A 26,432-nucleotide genomic window follows, 5' to 3' on the forward strand; every position below is an offset into this window, starting at 1 on the left:
TTCGCTCTCTTCTTCGTTCTCTCCTCCGTCTACGGTCCTTACGGTAAAGCAGGAGATCCAGTATAACTTCGAAAAGCACCCCGAATAGCTCAGCCATACAACCCCTCTTTTCAGCGGTTATAGAAGTGCTGCTTCACCCCTTACGGCTCCGCAGTCCACCCAAGCTTGCTCCTTCACTAAATACCCGTTCAATCCTCCGCTGCACCTCGGGGTCAGGAATTAACGGCGGCGCTTGATGCGGCTTCACCCGGGCATCGATGATCACATTATCACAGGCCCAGTGCTTATGCTCCACCGTGCTGTTCACCCCATGGATGTCATGGGACGGATTGCTGCGGGTGAAGGTCGCCCACAGGAAGTTGTTCAGCGACTCCGACATGAAGCTGCTGTCATCGCACAGAATAATCATCGGGCAGGAATCAAGCGCCCCCTGCGCTGCAATCGCAGCGCTCAGGCCGGAGATTTCCTCTGCCGCCGAGGAGTAATCCCGGAACGGCTTCCCCTGCATGGCGACAATCCCCGGCATAATCATCGCCGCCGGGCCCCAGCCCTGCTCCACCCGCTGGAGAACCTCAGGCACCTCCGTGCACAAGCTCCGCTTCTGCTCCCCTACAGCTGCGAAGACTACCTTGCTTCCGCTGTTGATCCCGGTGCCGGAATAATCCAGCGTATCGATCGTTGTATTCGTCTGGAAGTGAATATCGCGGCGCAGATTGATCCGCTCCAGGATGTAGGTCAGGAACCCGGCGATATCATGCGTGCTGACCGGCTTGTCCTCTTCTGCCGTGATGAACAGATATTTCGCCAGACTGAGCTGTCCGGTTCCGAGAATCCGGTTGCTGATCGTCAGCAGCTCTGCAGGCTGCTTAAGCTGCTGATACGGGGTATACCGCTCACTGCCGATCGCGAACAGCAGCGGGTGCACTCCCGCAGCATCTATCGCATGTACCTCCTTCACGCCGGGAATCTCCGAGCGGATCGCCCCGCCGGTCAGCTCATGGATGAGCTCTCCGAAGGCAGTGTCCTCCTGCGGCGGACGGCCGACCACCGTGAAGGGGAAGATAGCCCCTTTTTTGGCGTAAACCTTGTGAACTCTCATCACCGGAAACGGGTGAGTCAGGCTATAGTAGCCCAGATGATCGCCGAACGGCCCCTCCGGCTTCGTCTCCCCGGGATGAATCTCTCCGGTAATGACGAAGTCAGCATCGCTGCTGACGCAGAAGCCGTCTACATAGCTATAGCGGAAATGACGCCCCGAGAGCAGCCCGGCAAAGGTCATTTCACTTAAGCCCTCCGGCAGCGGCATCACCGCCGAGAGCGTATGCGCAGGGGGGCCCCCGATGAAGCAGCTTACCTTCAGCGGCTCACCGCGTCTGTTCGCGTGGGCCTGATGAATGCCGATGCCGCGGTGAATCTGGTAATGGACGCCCACTTCCTTATTCAGCTCATATTCGTTGCCGCTAAGCTGGATACGGTACATTCCCAGATTGGAGTTCATAATGCCCGGCTTATCGGGATCTTCGGAGTACACCTGCGGAAGCGTGACGAATGCCCCGCCGTCTCCCTGCCAGTGCTTAATCTGCGGAAGATCGGAGATTTGAATCTCCTCGAATCCGGCCGGTACACCGCTGCCCTTCTTGATCGGCAACGCTTTACGGGCGGCAAGGCCTGTCCCGATATACCGCAAAGGCTGCTTGAGCGCCTTCATGGGATTGCTGCGCAGGGCGATGACCGCCTGCGACGATTCCCAAGTGTCGCGGAAGATGAACTTGCTGCGCTCGATCGTTCCGAACAGATTCGAGACCGCCCGGTACTTCGAGCCCCGGACCTTCTCGAACAGCAGGGCGGGACCTCCAGCCTCATAGACCTTCATATGTATCGCCGCCATCTCCAGATGCGGGTCCACCTCTTCATGTATGCGAATTAAATGCCCGTGCTTCTCCAGGTCAATAATACATTCTTCCATATTGCGATATGACATGCTTCTACTCCCATTCTCTCAAGAATATGAACCTCTTTATTATCAATGAGTGTGCCCGTCAGGTCAATTGCCGCCAGGGCAACCTCTCCAGTTGTCACAGATATTCTTGCCTTCTTCTGTGGAGAGCCATTATTATACTTGTAAACCGGACGGCTCCGGGCAAACATTCGGCAAGCAAAGGGGACTAACGCAATGATCATCAAAAAGGTAACCTGGCTGGAGCTCTTCTACGATCTGCTGTTTGTCGCTGCAGTCTCCAAAGCCAGCCATGTGCTGCTGCATGTAGAAGACGAGACCCTGTCCCTTGAGACACTGGGCAAATTCGTACTGATCTTCATTCCGATCTGGTGGGCCTGGGTCGGCCAGACGCTTTTCGTTAACCGCTATGGTCAGGATACGGTGATGCACCGGATTTTTCTGATTATCCAGTTGTTCTTCGTATTGATTATGACAGCCAGCCTGTCAATAGATTTCGATGCCAACTATCTGCCGTTTCTGATTGGCTATCTCGGACTCCGGATCATGACCGCGGTCCAGTATCATTACAGCCATTCCAGAGAAAGCGGGCATCTGCGCGACACGGCCCGCTATCTGGGATCACGTTTCTGGATTGGACTTGCGATTTCGGCCTGCTCCCTGTTCTTCGATTCTTGGCTGCGGTATGCGGTACTGTACGCAGGAATTATGCTGGACATCATCCTGCCGCTGACGGGACGGAGGATTCTGGTGAAGACGCCCCCCAATACCCATCACCTGCTGGAGCGCTTCTCCCTGTTCGCCTTGATCCTGCTCGGCGAATCTGTGGTTAGCATCCTCGCCGTGCTGCAATCCAGCCGCTGGACCGGGCCATCTGTCGGCTTCGCTGCGCTGACCTTTGTGCTGATCATCGCCATATGGTGGCAGTATTATGACAACCTGGAGAAGAAGGTCGATATGCATATCCAGACTGCCGGACAGACCATTATCTACGGGCATCTGTTCATTTATCTGTCGCTATGTATGCTCGCTGCGTCAATCCAGCTATTGTTCCTGGATCAGCTTCATTATGGGCAGATGCTGAACCTGTTGTTCGGCTCCGCGCTGCTCTACTTCGCTTCCACAGTACTGGTCTTCCAGGTCTACAGGCATAAGCAGCATCGGCTGGGAATGAAGCCGCTGGCAGGGCTGACCGTCATTCTGGCCTGCTTCTATGTGCTGGATCTTATAGTCCATCTACCGAATGTCCTGATCATGGGCGAGCTGGCGCTGTTCTTCGCGCTGTACGCCAGAATTACTGCCTGACCCGGCTGCCCGTCAGCTCTCAGGCACTGGCCCCATCTATTCGCTCTGCACGCCAAGAGGCTGCACCAGAGGTCATAGCCCGCCTCAGGTACAGCCTCTTCCGGCCGTCTTACTGGCCTGTAAATTCAATCTCATCGTACTCATAATAAGCCTGTAGGATCTGCTGCCGGTCATCCAGGAACAGCTGGTCAGCCACGCCGCTGACCAGTCTAGGAATCGCATTCCGCAGGCCCGAGATGGCCGATGCCGATAACCCGCAGCTGGCCAGAGCGGAATAGTTGAACACGAATAAGCCATGCAGCAGCTTGCGGCCTGCTTCATCCCGGCTCTGAAGCGCAAAGCCTGGACTAAGGTAAGGGTGCGCATCCAGCAGCGGATTCGCCGCTCCCGCAGGCGCCTTGTACCGGTCGCTCCAGCGGGCAATATGAGGCTCCACCTGCCGCAGCTCCGGCCGCAGGGCAGGATCGCTAAGCAGGCCCGTGCTGACAATCAGATAGTCGAAGCTGAACTCTCCCGCGGGCGTAGTCACCACCGCCTGCTCCCCCGAAGCCTCCACCTTCAGCCACGGCGAGCCGAGGTGCAGCCGGAAGCCGGGCCATGCCGCTGCACGGCGGAAGGTATCGCTTGTCGGCGGCTGATTATACTGGAAGAAATGCGAGATCACTGCATATTTGTCCGCGTCCGCCAAGGTATGGAACCGCTCAATCATACCTGAGCCCTCCATCTGGCGGATCGGGTTCACCCCCGGAAGCTGCGCCCGGCGGACGAAGACCTGGGCCTCAGCCGCGCCCTCCTGAAGCGCGTAATTGGCATTGTCGAAGGCGGACGCCCCGCCGCCTAGAATCCCCACCCGCTTGCCGCGCAGGGCAGCGAAGTCAATCTGCCGGGAGGTGTGGGCGTACAGGTGCTCCGGCAGATGATCTGCAATCATTGGCGGAACATGCCACTGCCCTCCGCCTTGAATACCTGTAGCCAGCACCACCTTACGGGCCAGCAGTGTTCCAGCCTGCGCCCCCGCTCCTGTAACCTGCAGACGGTAGATTCCGTCGTCACCAGGTTCAATCAGCATTAGCTGCACCTCGTTACGTACCGGCAGCTTCAGAATCTGCCGGTACCAGCGCAGATACTCCATCCACTGGCCACGCGGGATTTTGTCCACCTCACTCCAGGCGGCCGTTCCATGCTGAGCCTCCCACCAGGAGCGGAAGGTCAGCGACGGGATTCCCAGATCAATCGAGGTCAGATGCTTGGGAGTGCGCAGCGTCACCATCCGGGCGTAGGTCTCCCAAGGCCCCTCCAGCCCGTCACGATTCTCGTCGATAATCAGCAGATTCGAGATCCGTTCGCGCAGCAAGCCAAAAGCCGCACCAAGCCCACTCTGGCCCCCGCCCACAATGACGACATCATAGACATGGCCTTCATCATGCTCCACAGGGCGGACCCAGTCCGCGCCGCCATAGGCGAGGTAAGAGAGATCCGTATTCACTCGTTCATTCAAGGCTTCCAGGCTCATCATTCCTCAGACCTTTCCGGGGCATCTTCAGCTCATAGCTGCTGCTCACTTTGCATTCTGTTCCATAATCCCTGTATACATCTATGGCGATATTATATAGGGTATGCCCCCGCTTTTGAACATTGATGGAAGGTTTATTGTCATAAGAGCTGAATTCAGTGGACGGGATTGTACATTAAACCAATATTTTAACGCCAACTCGCCTTAATGCTTGACAAACGAAATATTATCTCACACGTATCCGCAAAATAAACCCCACAAAGTGAGGCTTTAGCTTCGATGATGACTCAGATACTTTGCGGGGACCCCAAAACATATAAATTCTTTCAAAAAAGAGCTGCCCCCATCAGCCCTCCGGCCCCGGAAACAGCTCTTTCGTTCAGTCATTCACAGCTACACTATGCAATCTGGCTTTCTATCTTGCTCTGTTCATAGAATATAAATAGGTCCGCCACCTTAGAAGCGTGCTACAAAAAACTCGCGGTTCGACGGGACGAACTTCTGTGTGCGCTGCACATTATCCGCATCGATAATTCGGAGCGTGTAGCTGACTGTTGTCAGCGTACTGATCGTATTAAACTGGGCGACGCCGAATTCATCGAACTGAGCCGTGATCACAGTGCCGGAGCTCCGGGTCAGTGTAGCCGTCCAGCCCTGCGTTTCGTAAGGGACATTGTTATTGTTCACTGCAAGCACGATGAAATTATTAAGCACCTGTCTGATCCGCCGTCTCTTTGGTCTTACTACCGCCGCTGCTCTTGCTTTTTTAGCCATCAGTTGACGTTTTGCCAGCAATGCCTTCTTCTCTGATTCTTTCATTTGCTTCACCACTTTCTATTGGAATACAGTAGTAAATGCAAGAGAAGAATCAACCGAAACGCACGATTGCCTGTTATTTACATAAATGTATCGCTGTACTCATTCATGGTTTCGTACCCACAGGGCAGCTGGCCGCATACACTGCTTCATAGAGGTGATTACATTATGAAGAGTGTACCATCATGGGTCAGGCGTCACGCCGCCAAGCTCAACCGGCCCCTGAAGCATAAGATCCGCAGTGCTTATTCCACTAGTGCTGCAAATGCTGCTATACCGGTGATCATACAGTTCAGACAACCGATTACTCCAGCGGGACTCCGCGAACTAAGGACGCATCTGGGACGGCATGTCCTCCCGGTCAAGCATCATCTGCGGCTGCACCAGGCCGTGGCTTCACAGGTATCCCTGAAATGTCTGGAGCATGTATGCCGCTGGAACGGAGTCCATAAAGTCTATCTGGACGGCATTAAGAAGGCTACGCTCAACATTGCAACTCCATCCATAGGCGCTACAGCGGTTAGACGCTCAAGAGGGCTTACCGGCAAAGGCATCAACATCGCTGTGCTTGATACCGGAGTCTATCCGCATCCCGATCTGACCCGGCCGGTGAACCGCATTCTGGCGTTCAAGGATTATATCAATCACCGGAAATGCCCGTATGATGACAACGGACACGGCACGCATATCACCGGGGATGCCGCCGGTAACGGCTGGTCCAGCCGGGGCAAGTACCAGGGACCCGCGCCGGAAGCGGGGATTGTCGGAATCAAGGTGCTGGATAAGTATGGGGACGGCTATGACTCCACCATTATCAAGGCAATTGAATACTGCATCACCCGCCGCAAAAAGCTGAAGCTGCGCATCCTCTCCATGTCCTTCGGAGGACCGGTGGCTCCGCATGTCAAGGATGACCTTCTCGTCCAGGCCGTTGAAAAAGCCGTCAAAGCCGGGCTCACCGTAGTCATCGCCGCCGGTAATGCCGGCCCCAGGCGCCGGACTATTGAGTCCCCCGGAATCAGCCCCTCCGCGATCACCGTCGGAGCCGTCAATGACCGCCGGACGCTGACGCAGAAGGATGACCGGATCGCTGTCTATTCCAGCCGCGGGCCCGCTCCCGGCGGCAAGGTGAAGCCGGATCTGGTCGCCCCCGGCGATTCAGTGATCTCGCTGCGTGCCCCCGGCTCCCAGCTGGTCCGTGAACTGCCGCGCAATAAGGTCGGCAAGCGGTATTTCAAGCTGTCCGGCACCAGCATCTCCACGCCCATCGTGTCAGGTGCCGCCGCCCAGCTGCTCCAGCTCCGCCCATGCCTCACGCCGCGCCAGGTGAAGCTCTTGCTGAAGCGTAACGCCTTCCCCCTCCGCCTGAAGCCGAATACCGGCGGCAGCGGAGAGATCGACGTACGGTTCCTGAAGCGGCGCTGCTTCCCCAAGAAACCCCACAAAGTGAGACTATAGCTTCGATGGATATTCAGGTACTTTGCGGGGACCCCAAAACAAAATAACCGGCACCGTAACCAACCGGTAACCGCTCCTTATTCCACGGGGAGCGGTTGCTCACCCGCCAGACACGGCCATAGCTGCCGTGCCCAAGCTAACAACTCCTCGTCTTCTCCATATCTTCCTATACACTGGAAGCCTAGCGGCATGCCTTCAAGCGTTGCCGCAGGCAGACTGACCGTGGGCACTCCCGCGAAGCCCCAGACCGCAGGCATCCCTGCCCAGCCCGTATTCCGCTCCTCATTCTTCGGCGCAGTCCCCCCTTGGGCCGGAGAGACCCACAGATCGATTCCCTCTTGTTCCATAAGCTCCATTAGATCCTGCCTCAGCTCCCTTTGCCGGGTTCGGTACTGCTCCAGCTCCTCCTCCGGAATCTGCTGCCCTCTAAGGATCGCTTCCTGCACGGGAAGACCGTATTCCGCTCTATGCTCCGTGAATCTATGCTCATGCTCCCGTGCCAGCTCACCCTCAATGAAACGCAGCATCGCATTTCCGTAGATGAGTTCATCCTCCCACGGCATTTGGACGTAACGGACTTCATATCCAAGCTGTTCAAGCCCTGTGATCTGAGCCCCGAACAGCCCTTTGACTTCCGCGCTCATCAGCTCCATATAGACTCCCTTGGGAATACCCAGAACCGGCTTGCGGGGCATTGGGGCAGCAGGAGCCTCCCAGTCCGGGACAAGCAAGGCCGCCGCAGCCTCCATATCAGGCAGGTTTTGTGTGAAGAACCCTACTGTGTCAAAAGACGGCGAGAACAGCAGCACCCCATCCAGCGGAACCCTCCCGTAGCTGGGCTTGAAGCCGACCACTCCGCAAAAGGACGCCGGGGCGATCACCGAACGCAGCGTCTGTGTGCCCACTGTCAGCGGACAGAGCCCCGCAGCCACCGCTGCAGCGGAGCCTGCACTGGAACCTCCTGGAGTATGCCCGGTATTATGCGGATTAAGCGTAGCAATCGGCCCGTTATAAGCGAATTCCTCGGTCACCGTCTTGCCTGCAATCACGGCCCCTAGGGCACGCAGCTTAGCGACCAGAGATCCCTGGGCACCGGCTAACAGCTCAGCGGATAGTTGTGATCCCGCCCGGGTCGGCAGGCCGTCTACATGCAGCAGATCCTTAATGCCCACAGGAATGCCGAAGAGGGCCGGTTTACGCTCATCTCCGCTGTAGGTACGTTGCAGCAGAGCTTTTTCCGAATCCAGACGCCCTTCAGCCTCATCCTCAGGGACAAATGCATGGATATGCGGCTCAACCTGTCTGTAACGCTCCAAGTACGGGTCAAGCACAGTTTCGGGTGAATATCCGGGTTCGTGAATCCGGCTCATCATTTCTGTCAGGGATACCTTGTGAAGCAGCATAAGATCATCTCCATGGAAGATTATGTATAGCATTTGGCTTATTACGGTTCAGTCTGCAAAAGGTAACAGAAATCCCCAACCTTACTTAGCACCAAAAAAGCCACCCGGGCCGCTTTCCCTCCAAGATGGCTTTCATAACCCCTATCACCAGAGATTCCTAAAGCTCTTCTTCTTTTTGCTCCCCGTCCTGCTTATACTCATACAGCTTCTGATTAAGCTGCTTGGCTTCCCGCTTCCCGTCGATGTGCATCATCGCGTACACCATACTTTTGACCACCAGAATGACAATGACGAATGGCACCAGCACTCCCTTATCCATCAGCGGGCCATCCGCGAACAGCCACAGCCAGAGAATTACCAATACATCAGCAAGGATGAAGCAGAGGTAGAAGCTGATCATCTGCACTTTGGGATCAACCTCATACGTATTCACCAGCGCATAGCGGAAGCAGGTAAATGCCGCAGCCCCCAGGAACAATTGCACCAGCAGCGAGCCCCGGATCATCTCCGTTGAGTTCAGAGCCAGCACAACCGCCGCGAGTACCATCAGACCCCCGCAAGCCACCAGCAGATCCTTCACGAACAAAGACACATACTTTCTGGTTGTAATCATGCGTTTTCCTCCTAGTCAAGTTTGGACAGCACAGCTATAACCCTAACTTCCGTTTGAGCACCGGGACGTATTGTCTGGAGATGTAGACCTTCTCACCGTTGTGCAGCAGCGCCTCGTATCTTCCGTAGAGCACCGGGCGGAGCGACTCGATCTTGGCCACATTCAGGATGCTGGATTTGGATGCCCTGAAAAAATCGCCAGACTCATACTCCGTCTCCAGCTCATACAGCTTTAGCCTTGACTCATACACCTTCTCCTGGCAGTAGATGAACACCTTATGATCCACCGCCTCGAAATAATAGACCTCATGCGGATGGATGATGTGCATTTGCAGCCCGTTCATACCAATCAGCTTCCTTGCGCCTGCGTTCACCGAGTAGATCAGCCCCAGCAAGGCTTCATCCGGGTCGTTGCACCTGAGAATAATTTCAGGCTCCCCGCCCTCCGGCACCTGCTCAATCGTGATTTTCACCGCCACCGCCTCCTGCCTTCTCTCCCTACAGCTACAGTATATTTTTGTAAAATGACTTATACAATGGCCTTTTCGCAAGCTGCACTCTAGCGGCTTCAAGCTGCAATAACGGAATCTCAGTCCGCAACCTCGTCTGCAATTGGCTACACTTCTAATGGGTCCGTCTAATTTAGAGGATTCAGTCGAGAATGGCGTATCATCTGAGCAGCAAAAAACCCGCAGATCAGCTCTGCGGGTTCTTGGAATATACAATTTTGCGGATGCTGTCGATGGATAACCCGTATTGCTCGCACAATTGGTACAACTCTGCACCTTCTTGGAAGCGGCTACGGATCTCAGCATTGCGGACTTTATAGTAATCGGCTGCCCCTGAGCTTTCGCCCCATTTTCTGCGTTTGCTCTTGCAGGTTGGGATATACAGGGCTTCCCCTTGAATATATTGCTGAATCTCCTTCAGCAAGTGGTCTGGCAATAGCTTTGCTGCATTTATACATTGCATCTCTGGCTCGCTCCTTAAAATATATTAATCTTTTAAGGGCAAAGCCTGTGTATAAATAACTGTATTTCTTAAAACATACTACAGGCGAATAAATCCGCTCCATGCCAAGCTTTCGCCTTAGTTATTTCACAGGCTTTGCATGGAGCGTGCCGTTCACATACTGACTCATCCGAAACATGGGTCATCACCTCCCGGGATTCTGGAATTGGTGCAGATTACCTCTATTCTAGAATAATTCCCATATCCATTCAACCACTAGACGCTGCTGCACCCACAATTAGCTATAATCAAACTTTACGGCCTGAACATTAGTTTTTTGCGGGCGCCGATTATATAATAGAATCTATATGGTAAAGAAAGGATGGGATACAGCAAATGAAATTCTCAGAATATGTATACGAACGCCCGGATGTGGAGCAATTCAAGCAGGAGTTCACCACGCTGCTGAAGGACCTGGAGACAGGCAATCTGGAGGAGCAAAAAGCTGCCGTGGCAGCAATCAATAAGCTGCGCAGCCGCTTCGATACGATGGAGACGCTCGTGAGTGTCCGCCACTCCATTGATACGGAGGATGCATTTTACAAGGCAGAGCAGGATTATATGGACGAGACCGGGCCGGTAATTCAGGAGTACATCACGGATTATTACAGAGCCATCGTCAACTCCAAGTACAGAGCCGAGTTCGAGCAGGAATGGGGAACACAGCTGTTAAGCCTGGCCGAAATCTCACTGCGTACCTTCAGCCCTGAAGTGATTGAAGATCTGCAGCTGGAGAATAAGCTGTCCTCCGAATACTCCCAATTGATCGCGTCCGCCAAAATCATGTTCCAGGGCGAAGAACGCACCTTGGCACAGCTGATTCCGTTCGATTCTTCCACGGACCGTGAAGTTCGCAAAGGCGTATTCGAGGCCCGTAATGCCTTCATGGCAGAGCATGAACCCGAATTCGACCGGATCTATGACGAGCTGGTGAAGGTCCGGGCGGGAATCGCTGCCAAGCTGGGATACAAGAGCTTCGTGGAGCTCGGGTATGACCGGATGGGACGTACCGATTATAATGCTGAGATGGTAGCAGGCTTCCGCAAGCAGGTGCATGAGCATATCGTGCCGGTTGCGGGGAAGCTGAAGCAGCGCCAGCGCGAACGCCTTCAGCTGGACGGACTGAAATTTTACGATGAGGGTATTAAGTTCAATTCCGGCAACGCTACCCCTAAGGGAGACCCGGACTGGATCGTGGCGAATGGTGCGAAGATGTACCAGGAGATGTCCCCGGAGACCGGTGAATTCTTCAGCTTCATGCAGGAGAACGGGCTGATGGATCTGGTCAGCAAAAAAGGCAAGGAATTCGGCGGCTACTGCACCTTCTTCAGCGACTACCGTGCTCCGTTTATTTTCTCCAACTTCAATGGAACCTCCGGCGATATCGACGTGCTGACCCATGAGGTCGGGCACGCGTTCCAAGCGTATTCCAGCCGGAATATGGAGGTTCCTGAATATACGTTCCCGACCTCCGAAGCCGCTGAGATTCATTCGATGAGTATGGAGTTCTTCGCCTGGCCATGGATGGACCTGTTCTTCAAGGAGGAGGCGGACAAGTACCGTTTCAACCACCTGGCGGACAGTTTGGAGTTCATTCCTTATGGCGTATCTGTCGATGAATTCCAGCATTTTGTGTACGAGCATCCGGAAGCTACGCCGCAGGAACGCAAACAGGCTTGGCGGGACATAGAACGGAAATACCTGCCGCACCGTGACTATGACGGTAATGCTTATCTGGAGCAAGGCGGCTTCTGGCACAAGCAGGCCCATATCTTCCGCTCCCCGTTCTACTATATCGACTATACCCTGGCCCAGCTCTGCGCCTTCCAGTTCTGGAAACGCTCGAATGAGGACTTCGCCTCGGCCTGGCCGGATTATCTGAAGCTCTGCCAGGCCGGTGGCAGCCGCTCCTTCACGGAGCTGGTGAAGCTTGCCGGATTAACCTCCCCGTTCGAGGATGGCTGCATCGGCTCCGTCATCGGAGAGATTGAGGGCTGGCTGAACAGCATAGACGATAAGGCGCTGTAGGGACTGGGATTCATACACCGAATACAATTAAGTTATATTCACCATCAAGCGTAGCGTCAACTATTAGGGGCTGTCCCAAGTAGCCAGTTCACGGCTTCGGGACAGCCCCTTATTTTAAGTTGGATCAACATGAACCCTCCTTCTTATTTCTTCTTCCGCTTCTCTGCAGCCTGCTGCTGATTCTCTTCCACTCTGAACTTGACGATTCTGGCAATGAGATCATAGGGGAGCGGCTCCTTGATGGGGAACTGTACCGAACCCTTGGCTCCTTTGTACTGCGCTAGTTCCTCCTTGAAGGCTTCGATTCCACTGGGTGCCGGGTAGAACCCAATATGCGTCTTGTAGGCGGCAATATGCACCAGATTCTTATGCAGGAACCAGGTCGGCATCTGATAGCTGATCTTCTCCACTGCCTCCGGCGCGGCTTCCGAAATGACCTTACGCAAGCTCTGCAGAAGCTCCTGGATCTCCGGTGCAAAGGCGGCAATATACTGGTCTACCGATTCATAGGTAACTTTATTCTTTTCCACTTCGGCTTCATCTCCCTTGGGTTGGTTCAAAGATCTTCAAGCCATTGCAGGCATACCGGAATGAATCCAGCATAGTCATTCAATGCTTGCAGGGTAGGCAGCACCTGACTCGTTCCAAGCTCCCGCTCGGTCGCATCCGGTCCTTCCAGGCCCAGAGACCGCCGGAGGCTATACTCCAGCCAGCCTATTTTGCCGTGGAAGCCGCTGCTTAACACCTCGGGCCAGGGATCAGTAATTTCTCCCCCTTGATTACGGTAAGCATGGATTACTGCACAGAAATCTGCCTTGCGGATGTGACCACTCTCAAAGTCTGACCAATAGAGAGCTACTTCCATCAGCTCCTGCGCCGGGTTAACCCAGCCTGCGGCCTCCCAGTCAATGATCACGGGCTGGCCTTCAGAGCTCCACATTACATTCTTCGGGTCCAGATCCCGGTGGCTGATGACTATGTTCCCGCGAAGGACCGCCATAGCGGCATTGACCTGCTTTTCATAGCAGCTTAGCTTATCCAGATTAGCCTTAAGGGGTGCAGCCCATGGTAGGCCCATAGCTTCGCCCTGCAAGGCATACCCTTGCCAATCTGTCCGTAATTCCTCCGCTGTGCTGTCCCTTTGAAGCTCGTTGTGAAGAGAAGCGAAGTCCGATGCATGGATGTCAGCCAGAGCTTGTCCGATCAGAATGCATTGCTCCAGCCCCGCTTCAGCCGCAGAGATGGAACGGCCTTCTATCCAAGGGAACAGCAAATAATATTGCCCATCCGCTTCATGTATACAGTTTCCTTCATGCAGCAGTGCAGGAAGTGCGTTCACTCCCTGGCTGCGGGCCAGCATGGCTACCTTTTCGGCTGCTATCATATTGTTCATCACAGCTTCCTTCCGCATCAGCTGCGGGTTAAGCGCCTTCACTGCATACTCTGCCTGATTCGTGGTCACACGATACATCCGGTGGAGGAAACCGCCGGAGATTTGCTCTGGCACACCACTCAGTAAGCCCAACTTATATGTAGCACACAGCTTTTCAAAATTCAAATTGTAATTCGTAAGCGTCATGATCCATCTGTCCTCCCGGCATAGAACTTCAAATATTCGTCCATGTGGCTCTTCCAATAGTCCCCGTCATGCTGGCCTGCTCTGAGGTGATATTCTACCGGCACGCCCTTCTCCTTAAGCAGGGTATACAGCTGCTCCGTGCCTTCATAGAACCGGTAGCTATCCTCCGCCCCGCAGTCCAGGTAGATACTCAACTTCGATAAGTCCCTGTTCTGCGCCAAAAGAAGCGGGTCACGCTCCTGCCGCAGCGCTTCCGTCGGATAGAGAAACTGGACCAGGCCGTTCTCGCCTCCGGCAAGAGACCAGTCATCCAGGAACAGCGCCGGGCTATGCCCGCCAACCCTGCTATAGACATCGCTATGCAAAAACGCCGAATGCAGGCTGATAAAACCTCCCATCGATATACCGCCAATATAGCGGGAATCGCGCTCAGCCAGAGTTTTGAAATGTGAATCTGTATACTCCACAACATCCTTGACCAGATAATCCTCATAACGTTCACCGCTGGGCGCTGCGGGATCACCCGGATTAGCTACAGCATTCAGCCCATAGCTGTTGTCCTTCTGGGGAGCGACGATAATAAGCGGCTCGATTTGACCGGCTTCAATCAGTCGTTCTGCTTTCTGCTGAAGGTTCAGTCCGTCAAAAATATCCGTCTCCCGGCTGCCGTAGCCATGGATGAAATAGAGCACCGGATAACGCTGAGAGGCATTATACCCTGCAGGAAGATAGACACTGAGCCGCATATCCCGGTCGAGGGTCTCGCTGTGAAAAACCAGATTCTGTACGCCCGGGCTTTGCAGCGGTGCCGTCTCAACCTTGTCTGATGCCCCTTGAGAGTCTTCGCCTGAGTTCCGTGAACAACCACCCAGCACTATATACAGTATGATCAGAAGCAGATACAGGCAGGAGCTTCGAGAACCTTTCATATCGACCGCCTCCCGTTCTCCGCCACAATCGTAGCGCTTACAATTAACAGTACCACAATTCTGGATATTTATAGTAGTACAATTATAGCGCTTGGCTGCGGCCTGTTTGTCACTGGTTGGCCTAACTGATATGTGTTTTAATAAAAATCAATCGTTTTTCCGGTTAGCTCCGTCTTACTTATGAAAACATATTTAAAGGACGACTTCTTCCATAGACCAACACAATAAGGAAGAGGGGATGGTGAATGGGGGGAAGACAATGAACAAAGCCAATACAGCAGATCTGGCGCTGATGGATGAAGAGGTGTTCTTCGAGCGGCTTGCAAGTGAGCACCGTAAACTGTATGCGCTCGCGTACAGCTATCTGCGCTCAGAAGCAGATGCCCTGGAAGCGGTGCAGGAAGCCTCGTGCCGGGCCTGGATGAAGCGTAAACAGCTTAAGAACGAGCAGGCCTTCACACCGTGGCTGCTCCGGATTACCATCAACTGCTGCATGGATGAGCTAAGGCGTAAAAAACGCGTTGTGCTGACAGAGAAACTGGAGGAGGAGCCCCAGGAGATGAGGAGCAGCGACCGTCTCGATCTGGAGCGGGCGATGAGCCGGATGAAGCCGAAATACCGGCATGCTGTGATGCTCAAGTATTACCAGGATATGACGACCACTGAAATTGCCAAGGTACTGAATAAGCCCGAAGGCACGATCAAAACCTGGCTGCGTGAAGGACTTAGGCTGTTGCGGAAATATCTGTGAGCAAATCGGAGGTGACAGAAATGTTGGAAAAAGAAGAGCGTGTCCTGAAACAGGATGCCCAGGAGGTCCATCTTCATGCAGAGGAGATTCAGGAATTGAAAATTCATAATGCAATGCGCAGCGGAATGGCGCAAGGGAAAAAACGCAGCAAACGGCGTTTCTATTCCTATGGGGCCGGCGCCGTATTAGCCGCGGCCGCAGCCATTTTTGTGATTGTCTCATCCATCGGCTTGCCATCTGGAGGTATAGACGATCCCGGCCTCAGCGGTTCAGTGCAGGCGGCCAGCACCAAAAGCTGGAATGATTTTGCGGACTATCGCAAACAGCCATTAACGAACCGGGGGGTTGGCGACATCCTGGAACGAAATCTGGTAAATCCGGTCCGTCAAAGTGCAACAAACAATGGATACCGCATGGATGTAGATGGCGCTGTCACGGATGGCCGTAAAGTGTATATCCTGTTCAGCGTGCAGAACGATTCGGATACAGAAATTATACCTGCGGATACGAAAATTCAGTTTGGTGATTACGAGGTTCCATATCCACATCGGGGCGCAGCCTTGGAAATGGCGTACGATAGCGACTCCCGGATTCCGCCCGGCGGAAGCAAGGATTTTATTTATTCCACTAATTATCCGGCTTCCATCACTGATTCCAAGGATCTGAAGTTCACTGTAATTCTAACCGAAACATCCGACCAGGCGCTCACTTCCAGCAGCAACAAGTATCGGACCAGCCTGGAGGTATCGTTTCAGCTTGACCCAGACGAATTCAAAGACCAGGTACGCACACTCCCTGTGAATCGCACGCTTATAGTGGACGGTCAACAGATAAAAGTGCGCCAAGTGCAGTATACTCCGTTCAATACTTATGTCGATCTGGAGTATGACGAGGCGAACACCAAACAGATTTTCAGCCTGCTGAATCCTGTTCTGATCGCAACGACCGGGAGTCAAACCGAGAAATTGGTTTATCCGGGCAGAATCACGGCCGATAATTCCGAGGTGTACAAAGACCACTCGCAGGCAACGCTGGTGTTCAGGTATACCCAGCTTAACCAGCCGGACTCCACCACGCTGAAGATTGCCGGGATCTCGGCGCTGGAGCCGGACCGTATGAAATTTGTGGTCGATCTGAACAAGCAGCAAGTGATTGAAGCACCGGCAAACGATTGGGAAATGGTCACATCCAAGGAAGAACATCATGCAACAGCGGCAGAGATTCTGCTCCGGCGTAAGGTGACCCATCTGTCTTATTTCACCGATTCGCAAGGGGCGGTACAGGCGGAGAACATCGGCGCACAACTGGCTGACAAATTCACCGATGCGAACGGCCAGGTGCATAATAGAACGAATCGGGAAACGCCACTAATCGACTTCGGCGGCACCATGATCTCTAGAGATGGTACGGGAACCAGTGAGATGAGTTTATCTTTTGGCAGTCAAGCCGTAGATTACCCGCAGCCGCTTACCCTATCGGTTGAGCGCATTTGGAATCCAATTTTGGAAACGCAAAGTATCGAGCTGTTCTCAAAGAAATAGAAGCTTGCCGCAAACAGCAAGAAGCCCCGCCCAGCCGACAGGCTTGCGGGGCTTCTCCCTTTCTTAAGCCCTTTTACAGCAGTATAAGCATTCCGCTGCTTCGTCCGCTCCTAATTAATTTTAATAAGCTGCCATTTCTGGGCGTCGGTTCCGTTGTCCGTCCATTGCTGCACGACCGCTCCGTCTGCGGTAGAGGAGTTAGAGACATCCATAGCCAGCCCGCTGGCTTTGGAGATCAGCTTGTAATAACCGCCGCCCACATCGATGATGCTCCACCGCTGGGCGTTGCTGCCGTTGTCATTCGCCTGCTGAAGCTGGACTCCGCTTGCCGTGGAGGCATTCGGCACATCCAGCAGCTTGCCGCTATGCATCGCTGTAAGCTTGTAGAAGCCGTCTCCCGTGCTCTCCACTCTGAATTGCTGATTGGCGGCGGTGTAATTGGTCCACTGATGCATTTTGGCCCCGTCTGCTGTAGAAACATCTGTCACATCCAGTACCTTGCCGCTTGCCTTGTTCATCAAGGTGTAGACTCCGCCGCTGACAATTCCGCTCGAAGGAGCGCCCGCTTGATACACCCGCACATAATCCACGAGCATCTGCGCCGGGAAGGGGGTAGCTCCATTCGGAGCACCAGGCCAGTTGCCGCCTACCGCAAGATTCAGCAGCAGGAAGAACGGTTTCTGGAATTCCTCCGTATTGCCGGTTCCGTTCTCAATATAGAATTCATTGAACTGGTTGCCGTCGACGAACCATCTGATGTACTTCGAATCCCATTCCACACTGTATACATGGTATTGGGAGAAGTCCAGATTACCGGATACCCTTCCGAATTCAGCATGGCCGCCTGCATCCCAGTGCACCGTACCGTTGACGGCAGCGTTATTATTTACCCGCTCCATAATATCTATCTCTCCGCAGGCCGGCCAGCCGGGCGGGGTGTTGATATTGGAGCCGAGCATCCAGAACGCAGGCCATAATCCCTGGCCGGAAGGCAGCTTGATTCTGGCTTCAATTTTGCCATAGGTGAAATTCTTGAGTCCCTGTGTCTTAATCCGCGCCGAGGTATAATTCATGCCTTCATAGGATTCTTTCTGCGCCGTGATGACCAGGTTGCCGCCGGTAACCTTCAGGTTCTGTGAACGGTTCGTATAGTATTGCAATTCATTGTTGCCCCAACCGCCGGTACCTGTGCCAATCTCAGCCGTCCAGTTAGCGGTGTTCAGGGAGGAGCCGTCGAACTCATCGCTCCAGGCCAGATTCCAGGTTGCTGCGCTTGCGCTCCCCGCAGGGAGCAGTGCGATGAATAACGTGAACAGCATGAACAGACTTAAGAATTTACCTCTTTTAAGCATTATTGCCCTCCTCTATTGATTTCAAAATGGCCAGCCTTATTTCAATGCACGCGTACGTTCGTGCAGTTGAAACCTTACCCAACCGGTTTCGGACATGGATAATGGCAGCGCCTTCTTCTGCTACATCCCATATATATCGTTTTTGCTTCCCGGAAGAACCAGAAATTTGACAATTCAGCGAACCTGGGGGAAAGAGGGGGCTGGCCTTCGGAAGACACCAGTAGAGCGTCAGGTTTACATTATACATTGGGCCCACGCGCACTCGGCCATTACATTGTGTACGGTTTTCCGCATACATTGGGCCCTCGCGCACTCGGCCACCACATGCCTCATAAGACTGATGCTCTGTTAGTTTGTCAGCCCCAAACACAGCAAAAAACCGCTCTCCAACGGAGGCGGTTCATGCTTTTGCAAAGATGATACCTTGATTGCCGTACTACTCGAGTCCGTGCTCTTCGCGGATCTTATACATCCCTTGCACGAGCAGCTCCGAAGGATCACGGTTAAGCTGCAGATGCGTCAGTAACAGATGGAGCGGGATAGCGCATACGTTATTTCCGTCCGTGATTGCAGGGAAGCCTGCTTCAAAGACCGGTCCATGCTCCTCGTTCCAGGCCAGGCCGGCATGCACCTGCTCCGGTGCGAACTCCTCCGTTACAGCGGCGATACACATCGGAACCAGCACATTATCGACAGCGGCCTTGGCTTCCTCTTCACTGGCGAGCGGCTTAGGCATGGAGTTGCCTCCCTTGGTCTTCATCAGCTCGTGGAAGAAGGAGGCCATCCAGATCTCCGGACTGTTGCCGGACTGGAACCGGGCAGCCAGCTCACGAAGGAAGAAGCCGCAGTAATAATCAGCGTTATCTTTATCCTTCACACGGAATACAAATACCGGTCCGTAGTTGTCCAGGTTCAGCACCTGTCCTTCCACATCGCTGAAGCTCATTTTGAGCGCTACAATGCCGTTATGAAAAACAGCCTTGAGCAGCTCATTCCAATTCTCTTCGGTCATGGCCTGCCCGGCAGCTTCCGCTTCACCGTTCACCGGCTCATTCGTGGTCTCATTGGTGGTCTCATTGGTAGTTTCGTTTGTCATAATTAAATTCACCCCACTTTCTATCATACCATCCTATTGAACAAGGTAACATACCATATCTCTCAACTCAAATGGAAAGCTCTGCCGGACCCCCATGTATGTCCTTATGCGCAAGTGCTATACTAGACAGGGTACAGTAACCATCTCATTTTGCAGAAGGGAATGAACCTAACCATGAATACTGAACAATTGGACCGGATTCACACTGGCCAAGGCTTTATAGCTGCTCTGGATCAGAGCGGAGGAAGCACCCCCAAAGCACTGCTGCAATACGGTATTAAGGAAGACCGTTATTCAGGGGACGAAGAGATGTACACCATGGTTCACAGCATGAGAACACGTATTATTCAGAGTCCCGCCTTTAACCGGGAGCATATTCTAGGTGCAATTCTGTTCGAGAACACGATGGACCGCCTCATAGACGGGCAATATACCGCCGATTACCTGTGGGAGCAGAAGGGCGTCGTGCCTTTTCTCAAAATAGACCAGGGACTGGCCGCTCCTCAGCACGGGGTCCAGCTCATGAAGCCTATCCCCGCCCTCAATGATCTGCTGAAGCGGGCAGTCAGCAAGCATATCTTCGGCACCAAAATGCGCTCCGTAATTCATGAGGCGAACCCGGAGGGTATCCGGCAGGTCGTGGAGCAGCAGTTCGAGCTGGCCCGGCAGATCGCCGCCTTCGGACTCGTTCCGATTATTGAACCGGAAGTAGATATCCTCAGCAAGGACAAGCAGGAGTCAGAGCAATTGCTGAAATGGGAACTGGCCGCACGCTTGTCTGAGCTGCCAGATGGCGTGAAGGTCATGCTCAAGCTGTCGATCCCGACAGAGGATAATTTATACAGTGAGCTCGCCGCAGATCCCCATGTGGTTCGGATCGTAGCACTCTCAGGAGGGTATACCCAGGCTGAAGCCAACGAGAAGCTGGCCCGGCAGCATGGAGTGATTGCCAGCTTCTCCCGCGCCTTATCCCAGGGGCTCAGCGATCAGCAGACGGAGGAGGCATTCAACAGCACCCTCGCCGCGTCGATCCAGGCCATCTATGAGGCCTCGATTACTTGATCAGATCCATGCTCATTTAAGCTCATAGCTTCATATACAGAAGAGGACCCCAGGTCTAGTGCCGCGGGGTCCTCTTCTGTATATGCCGAATATAAGTTCCGAACTCAAAACTACGCCTGATAAATCACCGGCTGATCGCTGCTGTCACCGCAACAAATCTAAAGTGTTGCAGGATCTGCAACTTCCAGTCCTGTATACCTGGGTATGCGGGAGAGATGTTGCATGATATACAGGATTTCTCGAGCTAATCCGCACAAAAGAGGGGAAATGCTGCCTTTCCTGCAACAATCTTCGATCAAGACCTGTTTAGTGGAGAGAATGTTGTATTTCAGGCAGGATTTCATAGCAGTAGCGCTCTTGCTCTAGCAGGAGCTATGCCTTAAGCCGCTTAATTCCCTCCCGCACCCTAGGCGCTACCTCTGTCCCGAAGAGGCGGATGGCCTGCATCACCTGGGCATGCGGCATAGAGCCGTGCGGGACATGCAGCAGGAAGCGGGTGATCCCTACGTGCTCGTAGAGGTGGAGGATTTTGCGGGCAACTGTGTCCGGGTCGCCCACATATAGAGCACCGTCAAAGCTGCGGGCAGCATCGTAATCCGCACGGTGATACGGAGGGAGTCCTTTCTCCACCGCCCGGACATTCGTCCGCGCATGTGTAGACGGGAAGAAGGCCTCCACAGCAAGCTCGTCCGTCTCCGCAACATAACCATGAGAGTGTGAGGCAATCGGAAGCTTGGACACATCATGACCAGCCTTGGCCGCTGCCTCCTTGTAGAGCCGTACATGCATGGCATAATCGGAAGGATTCACATTGCCGATAATCGCCAGAGCAAAGGGCAGGCCCAGGGTACCCGCACGGACCGCAGATTCCGGAGTTCCCGCACTCGCAATCCATACCGGCAGCGGATTCTGCTCCGGGCGCGGATAGATCTCCAGATTCGTTATAGCCGGGCGGTGCTTGCCGCTCCAGCTCACCTTGCCGGGCTCCCGCAGCTTGAGCAGCAGGTCCAGCTTCTCGTCAAACAGCTCTTCGTAGTCCTTCAGATCATAGCCGAACAGAGGAAACGACTCGGTGAACGAGCCCCGGCCCACCATAATCTCGGCACGGCCGCCCGATATTCCGTCCAGTGTTGCGAAATCCTGAAATACCCGCACCGGATCGGCTGAGGACAGAATCATGACCGCACTGGTCAGGCGGATTCGGGTCGTCAGCGGTACAGCCGCCGCCATCAGCACAGCAGGCGACGAAGCTGCAAAATCAGGCCGGTGATGCTCACCCACGCCGTATACATCCAGTCCCACCTGATCCGCAAGCACGATCTCCTCCACCACTTCGCGCAGCCGCTCCGCATGGCTAAGAGTCACTCCGTTATTTACATCAGGCGTTGTCTCGACAAAGGTGCTTATTCCAAGTTCCACGTATTGTTCCTCCTAGAAGTCAGTAATCTTTATATTCTAAAACTAAATAGTCAAATATTCAAAGAAAACTTTAACCCGCAGCAAACAGGGCGCCCCGGCTGTATTAACAGCTCCAGAGGCACCCTGTTTCGTATTAGCTGGCTAATCGTAGCCGCTCCCGCTTACTTCACCAGCTCCTCCAGGCTGCCAAAAGCACCTGAAGCCGATTTCAGCTTGGATTCACCCCCGACTACACAGAAGTAATTCTGCTGCGTTACCGCCTCAAGCAGACTTGCATAGCTCCTGATATCCCCGGCTGTGGCTGACAGGATTTCATTACGTTCCTGCTGAAGGTCTTCCGCCGTAATCTGCTCGAAATAATGCCGGTCCGCCTGACGGCCTGTAGCGCCGGGACTCAGCGGCTGGTCCAGCATGGCCAGGGTCCCGATAATCGCCCTCTCCATCTCCGCTTCATCAGCCGAATATTCTCCGGCAAACTGAGAGGCCCGGTCATAGACCTCCAGCGTCTCCAGCAGGTTCGGATCGCGGTAGGAAGTGAACAGGATTACCCCGTCGCGGCGCAGGAGCAGATTGCCGCCATACGCTCCGCCCTTGACCCGGACCGTATTCCACAGGTAGGTCAGGCTGAGGATCTTCTTAAGCACCTGCAGCTTGCCGGAATAGGCGAAGCCCAGCTTCTTGTAATCATAACCTTTGACTACATACTGCACCTGGCTCGCGGACATGAAGCCTTCGTTGACCGCCTGCCCCTGTGCTGATAAGAGCGGCAGGGACTCTACCACCCGTCTGCTCAGGTCCAGCTCCTGCACATGTGCGGCGAATTCCGCATACGAATCCGCCGTACCGGTGAGGGAGAGCGTCAGATTCTGCGTATTGAACAACAAGCCGCAGATTTCCTTCAAGGTATCTGCAAGCCCTTCAGCCTGCTGGTCAATGCTGCGGGCAAGCTCCTTGATGAAGCGGTAATACGCCACGCCGCCAAGCTGCTCCTCGTACATTCCCCGGTCCGAGAAGTAGGACAGCACCCGGCTGGCTGCAATCTCATTGCCTTTCTGGGTCAGCATCGATTCCATGCCGGAGGCTTCCCGGCGGACAATCTCCTGCAGCTTGGACAGGTTATCCAGATTGCTGCCGTAGAGCAGCTCATGCAGCAGCTTCAGGGAACCGCCGATGTTGCCCTGCATGACCTTGATCCGCGCGCTGAATTTGGCCTGATAGCTTCCTTCCGCAGACTTCCCGGCTCCGAACACCTCATTCTGGAAACGAATGCCGCCCGTAGTAATCCCAATCTCACTGGTCAGCTCCTCAATACTGTAGGCTTCCGTCTCCAGCTGTCCGAGCACTCTCGCCAGCAGCTCCAGATAAGGAATCTGCTGTGCTGCAAGCACGCTGGTGTCCCAGTACAGCTTGATATAGGCAATTGCACCGGCAGCCACTTCATGATGCAGCACCTTAATCCCGTCCAGCGCAACCTCCACTGTGGGTACCCCGGCCGGGGCAATAGGGTTAACATCCTGGAGGGTCAGCTTCGGCAGCTTCTCCAGCTCCTCTGCGGGGTCAGGAGTATTCTGCCGGGCCAGCAGCTTCTGCGTGCTAAGCACCAGTTCATCCAGCTGTGCCGGGGCCAAAGACGCTTTATATGACGCCAGACGGCTGCGGACCGCCGCATCCTTTTCCCCCGCAAGAGTCTGAGAGGGCTGGAGAACAACGACACTACAGTGGTTACTGTTCAGCAGGTAGGTCTCAATCAGGCGCTCGAAATAGCGGGCCGAACTTTGTTCACGGATCGCCGTAAGTGCCGCTTCATACTCCAGATATGTGGATGGCAAGCCGTCATACAGCCAGGCCTTCATCACTTCCATATTGTAGGTGAGACCCTTCGGATATTGGCTGAAATCGGCTTCCCGCAGTTCAAATTCCTTGCTGTTCACCGCAGCGAGCACCAGCTTCTCATCCAGTCCGTCCGCAGCAAGGCGGCTTAAGGTAGCTCTGACCAGATTCACGAACTCCTCCTTGGCCTCAGGGTTAGAATGTGTCAAAGCAATACCCAGCATAGGCTGAACCATGCTATCTGAATAAAAAGCAACCACATCCTTGCCCAGACCGCTCTCCAGCAGCGCTTGCTTCAACGGGGCGGCGCTACTGTCCATCAGCATGCTTTTCAGAATGGCAAAGGCCAGATTCAGCTCCCGGTCCAGAGAGGTCCCTATTACATAATTCAAGCTCAAGTATGTCTTGTCCGCAGCCGTTTCCGTCTCCAGAATGGGATACTCCGCCGTAAGCTGGGTCATGCCGGTCGAGGCCTGTAGCGGAATTGAAGTGTCCATTACCTTACGGGTATAGCGGCTGAGATATTCTTCATGGATAAACTGCAGCCGTGCTTCGATATTCAGGTCACCATAGAGATAGAAATAACTGTTCGAGGGGTGATAATAATTCCGGTGCGCCTCCAGAAACTGCTCATAGGTCAATGCAGGGATATGCTGCGGATCGCCGCCGGAGGAGTGACGGTAGATCGTACCCGGGTAGAGCGATTTTTTGATCCGGTCAATCAGCACCGTCACCGGCGAGGAATACGAGCCCTTCATCTCATTGTAGACAACGCCCTTGTAGATCAGCTCATCCCCGGAATTGGGCAACTCATAGTGCCAGCCCTCCTGCTCAAAAATCTCCGGCTGACTGTAAATGTTCGGCTGAAAGACGCTGTCCAGATAGACCTCCATCAGATTGGCAAAATCCTGGTCATTCTGGCTGGCTACCGGATACATCGTTTTATCGCCAAAGGTAAAAGCGTTCAGGAACGTCTTCATCGAGCCCTTCAGCAGCTCAACGAACGGTTCCTTCACCGGGAATTTGCCGGAGCCGCAGAGGACCGAATGCTCCAGAATGTGAAACACTCCCGTGCTGTCCGCAGGCGGAGTCCGGAACGTGACACTGAATACCTTATTGTCATCCTGATTCTGTACATAGAGCAGCCGTGCGCCGCTCTGCTGATGCTCCAGCGTGTATACGGAGGATTCGATTTCCCGTATGTACTCCTTGCGTATAACTTCAAACCCGGAATAGACCTCACCTGCTATTAAGCTGCTCATAACTTTTCCCTCCTTGGTTCAGGGCTGCCCTGATTCCATGAGCTTATCATATCCGGGGTTTCGGGTTCCACTATGGGCTGCATAGAGGACCTGCTGACGGATGCAGCTCTCAGCGCTGACGCTGCGAGAATCTAGACCCGGCTCAACCGCTCAACCGCCTGCTGTTCATCCGCTACGAAAAATATATCCTTCCCTTGGTTGCATTCATAGATGAAATCACGCAGACTGCGGCTGGTATAGCTGCTGAAATTACCCACCACCGCTACCTTCACCTGATAGTTAATGAACTTCTGCAGAATCTCACCGGCCAGCCGAGTCTTGAGGTCGAAGAACTCCTCGCTCAGCAGCGCCTTATGGATCACGATCCGGTCACAGTCGGTCTCATAGCGTACCGTTGCCAACAGATCCAGCGCACTCTGGACATCACCTACCACGGCTTCGTTGCCGCTCACTACAGCGATGATCGTGCCGCCAGCTTCTATAGTTGTTATGTTCATTGTTATAACCTCCTGATCAAATATGTTAAAATATGCGGATAGCTTATCTTAGCAGCAATTGAAATGTACAGCAAAGGATGGATCATGATGGAGCTCACGATGAATTGGATTACACTCAGGGTACGCAATCTGGAGGCTTCCCTTGATTTCTATCACCGGATTCTAGGGCTTCCTGTGGAGCGCAGATTCGAGAGCAGAGGGAAGCAGATCGTCATGCTGGGGATAGAGGGGCAGCCGAAGCTTGAGCTGATAGAGGGTAGTGACCCGCCGGTGAAGCCGGAGTGCGGAGTCTCTGTAGGCTTCGAGGTCGCATCGCTGGACAAGGCTATGGCCGAACTTGCTAAGGAAGGAATCCCGGTCGCCCGCGGCCCCATCGCGCCGAATCCCAGCCTGCGCTTCTTCTATATTCTGGACCCAGACGGGTTCGAGGTGCAGCTTGCGGAGCATATGTAACGGCGTTCGGATGGGCTTGCCATCCACGGACTAGCACTAGTGTACCAGATTTGCTGATTTAACCTGCGATTGAGCCGAATGAGATGCATTAGTGCTCCTCATTTGGCCCACACGCCTCATGTGAACACAATGTATGCTGTTTTCCACATACATTTGGCCCATATACCGCTGTACCAGCCGTTTGTACTCGGTTTTTAGCATACATTCAGCCTTTTACCTATGAAATTAGATACACTCCTGCTCTCCCGGCGACCCTTCAGCCCCATTCAGCAACCAAGTCACTCTACGAATCATTCAAAGAGCTCTTTTCCACAAATGTAGACTCACCTTGTCCACAACAGGGGGAATTATAATTTCCTGTACAGCAAAAAAACGGCATTTCTGCCGTTTCTTAAGGGATGGACTCTCAGGGGCTCGAACCCTGGACAAATAGATTAAGAGTCTACTGCTCTACCAACTGAGCTAAGAGTCCGTATGGTGTCTATGTATCATTACTCTAGACGATGATCTCTAAGCTGACTGCGTCCGCTCAAAAGTACTTTCATAGTATACTTTTTA

General features: G+C 53.8%; 22 protein-coding genes and 1 tRNA gene. 7 read left to right on the forward strand and 16 right to left on the reverse strand.

Features of this window, described 5'->3' with window-relative positions:
* Positions 1 to 133: 133 nt before the first annotated feature.
* Entirely contained in the window at positions 134 to 1,981 is a 1,848-nt protein-coding gene (locus J2Z70_RS15605; RefSeq protein WP_209874573.1) for a UbiD family decarboxylase, read from the reverse strand.
* Between the two features lie 192 nt (positions 1,982 to 2,173).
* Here J2Z70_RS15605 and J2Z70_RS15610 point away from each other — a divergent pair, with 192 nt between their 5' ends.
* Positions 2,174 to 3,262: a low temperature requirement protein A gene (locus J2Z70_RS15610; RefSeq protein WP_209874574.1), complete on the forward strand. Its 1,089-nt coding sequence runs from the start codon at positions 2,174 to 2,176 to the stop codon at positions 3,260 to 3,262.
* 109 nt (positions 3,263 to 3,371) lie between these two features.
* Here J2Z70_RS15610 and J2Z70_RS15615 read toward each other — a convergent pair whose 3' ends face one another.
* Together J2Z70_RS15615 and J2Z70_RS15620 are read right to left on the reverse strand one after the other, a co-directional pair.
* On the reverse strand, positions 3,372 to 4,775 hold the full coding sequence (locus J2Z70_RS15615; RefSeq protein ID WP_209874730.1) for an NAD(P)-binding domain-containing protein: 1,404 nt from the start codon (positions 4,773 to 4,775) through the stop codon (positions 3,372 to 3,374).
* A 456-nt stretch (positions 4,776 to 5,231) separates the two neighbouring features.
* Positions 5,232 to 5,594 (reverse strand): hypothetical protein, encoded by a 363-nt coding sequence (locus J2Z70_RS15620; RefSeq protein ID WP_051478024.1) that lies wholly within the window; start codon positions 5,592 to 5,594, stop codon positions 5,232 to 5,234.
* Between the two features lie 165 nt (positions 5,595 to 5,759).
* Here J2Z70_RS15620 and J2Z70_RS15625 point away from each other — a divergent pair, with 165 nt between their 5' ends.
* Positions 5,760 to 7,049, forward strand: a complete 1,290-nt coding sequence (locus J2Z70_RS15625) for a S8 family peptidase (RefSeq protein WP_209874575.1) — start codon at positions 5,760 to 5,762, stop codon at positions 7,047 to 7,049.
* A gap of 77 nt (positions 7,050 to 7,126) precedes the next feature.
* Here the strand turns inward: J2Z70_RS15625 and J2Z70_RS15630 are convergent, their stop codons facing one another.
* From J2Z70_RS15630 to J2Z70_RS15645, 4 genes are all read right to left on the reverse strand, one after another.
* Complete coding sequence (locus J2Z70_RS15630) at positions 7,127 to 8,452, reverse strand: amidase (protein WP_209874576.1); 1,326 nt, start codon at positions 8,450 to 8,452, stop codon at positions 7,127 to 7,129.
* A 157-nt stretch (positions 8,453 to 8,609) separates the two neighbouring features.
* Positions 8,610 to 9,065 carry a hypothetical protein gene (locus J2Z70_RS15635; protein WP_209874579.1) on the reverse strand — a complete coding sequence of 152 codons (456 nt, stop codon included), beginning with the start codon at positions 9,063 to 9,065 and terminating at the stop codon, positions 8,610 to 8,612.
* Positions 9,066 to 9,099: 34 nt separating this feature from the next.
* Entirely contained in the window at positions 9,100 to 9,537 is a 438-nt protein-coding gene (locus tag J2Z70_RS15640) for a LytTR family DNA-binding domain-containing protein (RefSeq protein WP_036725417.1), read from the reverse strand.
* Positions 9,538 to 9,760: 223 nt separating this feature from the next.
* Positions 9,761 to 10,036, reverse strand: a complete 276-nt coding sequence (locus J2Z70_RS15645; protein WP_209874583.1) for a CD3324 family protein — start codon at positions 10,034 to 10,036, stop codon at positions 9,761 to 9,763.
* Positions 10,037 to 10,411: 375 nt separating this feature from the next.
* Here J2Z70_RS15645 and J2Z70_RS15650 point away from each other — a divergent pair, with 375 nt between their 5' ends.
* A complete protein-coding gene (locus tag J2Z70_RS15650; protein WP_209874586.1) occupies positions 10,412 to 12,103 on the forward strand; it encodes a M3 family oligoendopeptidase in 1,692 nt (563 codons plus the stop codon).
* A gap of 143 nt (positions 12,104 to 12,246) precedes the next feature.
* Here the strand turns inward: J2Z70_RS15650 and J2Z70_RS15655 are convergent, their stop codons facing one another.
* From J2Z70_RS15655 to J2Z70_RS15665, 3 genes are all read right to left on the reverse strand, one after another.
* The gene (locus tag J2Z70_RS15655; RefSeq protein ID WP_209874589.1) at positions 12,247 to 12,633 is read right to left on the reverse strand and encodes an iron chaperone; all 387 of its coding nucleotides are present in this window, start codon (positions 12,631 to 12,633) and stop codon (positions 12,247 to 12,249) included.
* A 26-nt stretch (positions 12,634 to 12,659) separates the two neighbouring features.
* The gene (locus J2Z70_RS15660) at positions 12,660 to 13,610 is read right to left on the reverse strand and encodes an aminoglycoside phosphotransferase family protein (protein ID WP_209874592.1); all 951 of its coding nucleotides are present in this window, start codon (positions 13,608 to 13,610) and stop codon (positions 12,660 to 12,662) included.
* A gap of 68 nt (positions 13,611 to 13,678) precedes the next feature.
* On the reverse strand, positions 13,679 to 14,611 hold the full coding sequence (locus J2Z70_RS15665; RefSeq protein WP_209874595.1) for an alpha/beta hydrolase: 933 nt from the start codon (positions 14,609 to 14,611) through the stop codon (positions 13,679 to 13,681).
* 259 nt (positions 14,612 to 14,870) lie between these two features.
* Between J2Z70_RS15665 and J2Z70_RS15670 the strand changes: the two genes are divergently transcribed.
* Both J2Z70_RS15670 and J2Z70_RS15675 read left to right on the forward strand, forming a co-directional pair.
* A complete protein-coding gene (locus J2Z70_RS15670; protein WP_209874598.1) occupies positions 14,871 to 15,362 on the forward strand; it encodes a sigma-70 family RNA polymerase sigma factor in 492 nt (163 codons plus the stop codon).
* 20 nt (positions 15,363 to 15,382) lie between these two features.
* The gene (locus J2Z70_RS15675) at positions 15,383 to 16,903 is read left to right on the forward strand and encodes a DUF4179 domain-containing protein (protein ID WP_209874601.1); all 1,521 of its coding nucleotides are present in this window, start codon (positions 15,383 to 15,385) and stop codon (positions 16,901 to 16,903) included.
* A gap of 110 nt (positions 16,904 to 17,013) precedes the next feature.
* Here J2Z70_RS15675 and J2Z70_RS15680 read toward each other — a convergent pair whose 3' ends face one another.
* Together J2Z70_RS15680 and J2Z70_RS15685 are read right to left on the reverse strand one after the other, a co-directional pair.
* Positions 17,014 to 18,255 carry an RICIN domain-containing protein gene (locus J2Z70_RS15680; protein ID WP_209874604.1) on the reverse strand — a complete coding sequence of 414 codons (1,242 nt, stop codon included), beginning with the start codon at positions 18,253 to 18,255 and terminating at the stop codon, positions 17,014 to 17,016.
* 436 nt (positions 18,256 to 18,691) lie between these two features.
* Entirely contained in the window at positions 18,692 to 19,351 is a 660-nt protein-coding gene (locus J2Z70_RS15685) for a hypothetical protein (RefSeq protein WP_209874605.1), read from the reverse strand.
* Between the two features lie 174 nt (positions 19,352 to 19,525).
* Here J2Z70_RS15685 and J2Z70_RS15690 point away from each other — a divergent pair, with 174 nt between their 5' ends.
* The gene (locus J2Z70_RS15690) at positions 19,526 to 20,413 is read left to right on the forward strand and encodes a fructose bisphosphate aldolase (protein ID WP_209874608.1); all 888 of its coding nucleotides are present in this window, start codon (positions 19,526 to 19,528) and stop codon (positions 20,411 to 20,413) included.
* Between the two features lie 372 nt (positions 20,414 to 20,785).
* On the opposite strand, the gene J2Z70_RS15695 is transcribed toward J2Z70_RS15690, so the two are convergent.
* The 3 genes from J2Z70_RS15695 to J2Z70_RS15705 all read right to left on the reverse strand — a co-directional run bounded on the left by J2Z70_RS15695 (position 20,786) and on the right by J2Z70_RS15705 (position 25,421).
* The gene (locus tag J2Z70_RS15695; RefSeq protein WP_209874611.1) at positions 20,786 to 21,832 is read right to left on the reverse strand and encodes an Atu2307/SP_0267 family LLM class monooxygenase; all 1,047 of its coding nucleotides are present in this window, start codon (positions 21,830 to 21,832) and stop codon (positions 20,786 to 20,788) included.
* A gap of 161 nt (positions 21,833 to 21,993) precedes the next feature.
* Positions 21,994 to 24,924: an insulinase family protein gene (locus J2Z70_RS15700; RefSeq protein WP_209874614.1), complete on the reverse strand. Its 2,931-nt coding sequence runs from the start codon at positions 24,922 to 24,924 to the stop codon at positions 21,994 to 21,996.
* A gap of 131 nt (positions 24,925 to 25,055) precedes the next feature.
* On the reverse strand, positions 25,056 to 25,421 hold the full coding sequence (locus J2Z70_RS15705) for a DUF4180 domain-containing protein (RefSeq protein ID WP_209874617.1): 366 nt from the start codon (positions 25,419 to 25,421) through the stop codon (positions 25,056 to 25,058).
* 63 nt (positions 25,422 to 25,484) lie between these two features.
* Here J2Z70_RS15705 and J2Z70_RS15710 point away from each other — a divergent pair, with 63 nt between their 5' ends.
* Positions 25,485 to 25,874 carry a VOC family protein gene (locus tag J2Z70_RS15710; RefSeq protein ID WP_245368260.1) on the forward strand — a complete coding sequence of 130 codons (390 nt, stop codon included), beginning with the start codon at positions 25,485 to 25,487 and terminating at the stop codon, positions 25,872 to 25,874.
* A gap of 399 nt (positions 25,875 to 26,273) precedes the next feature.
* Here J2Z70_RS15710 and J2Z70_RS15715 read toward each other — a convergent pair.
* Positions 26,274 to 26,346 (reverse strand) — tRNA-Lys (locus tag J2Z70_RS15715).
* Positions 26,347 to 26,432 lie beyond the last annotated feature (86 nt).

Source organism: Paenibacillus silagei (assembly GCF_017874735.1).
Taxonomy (GTDB): domain Bacteria; phylum Bacillota; class Bacilli; order Paenibacillales; family Paenibacillaceae; genus Paenibacillus_AQ; species Paenibacillus_AQ silagei.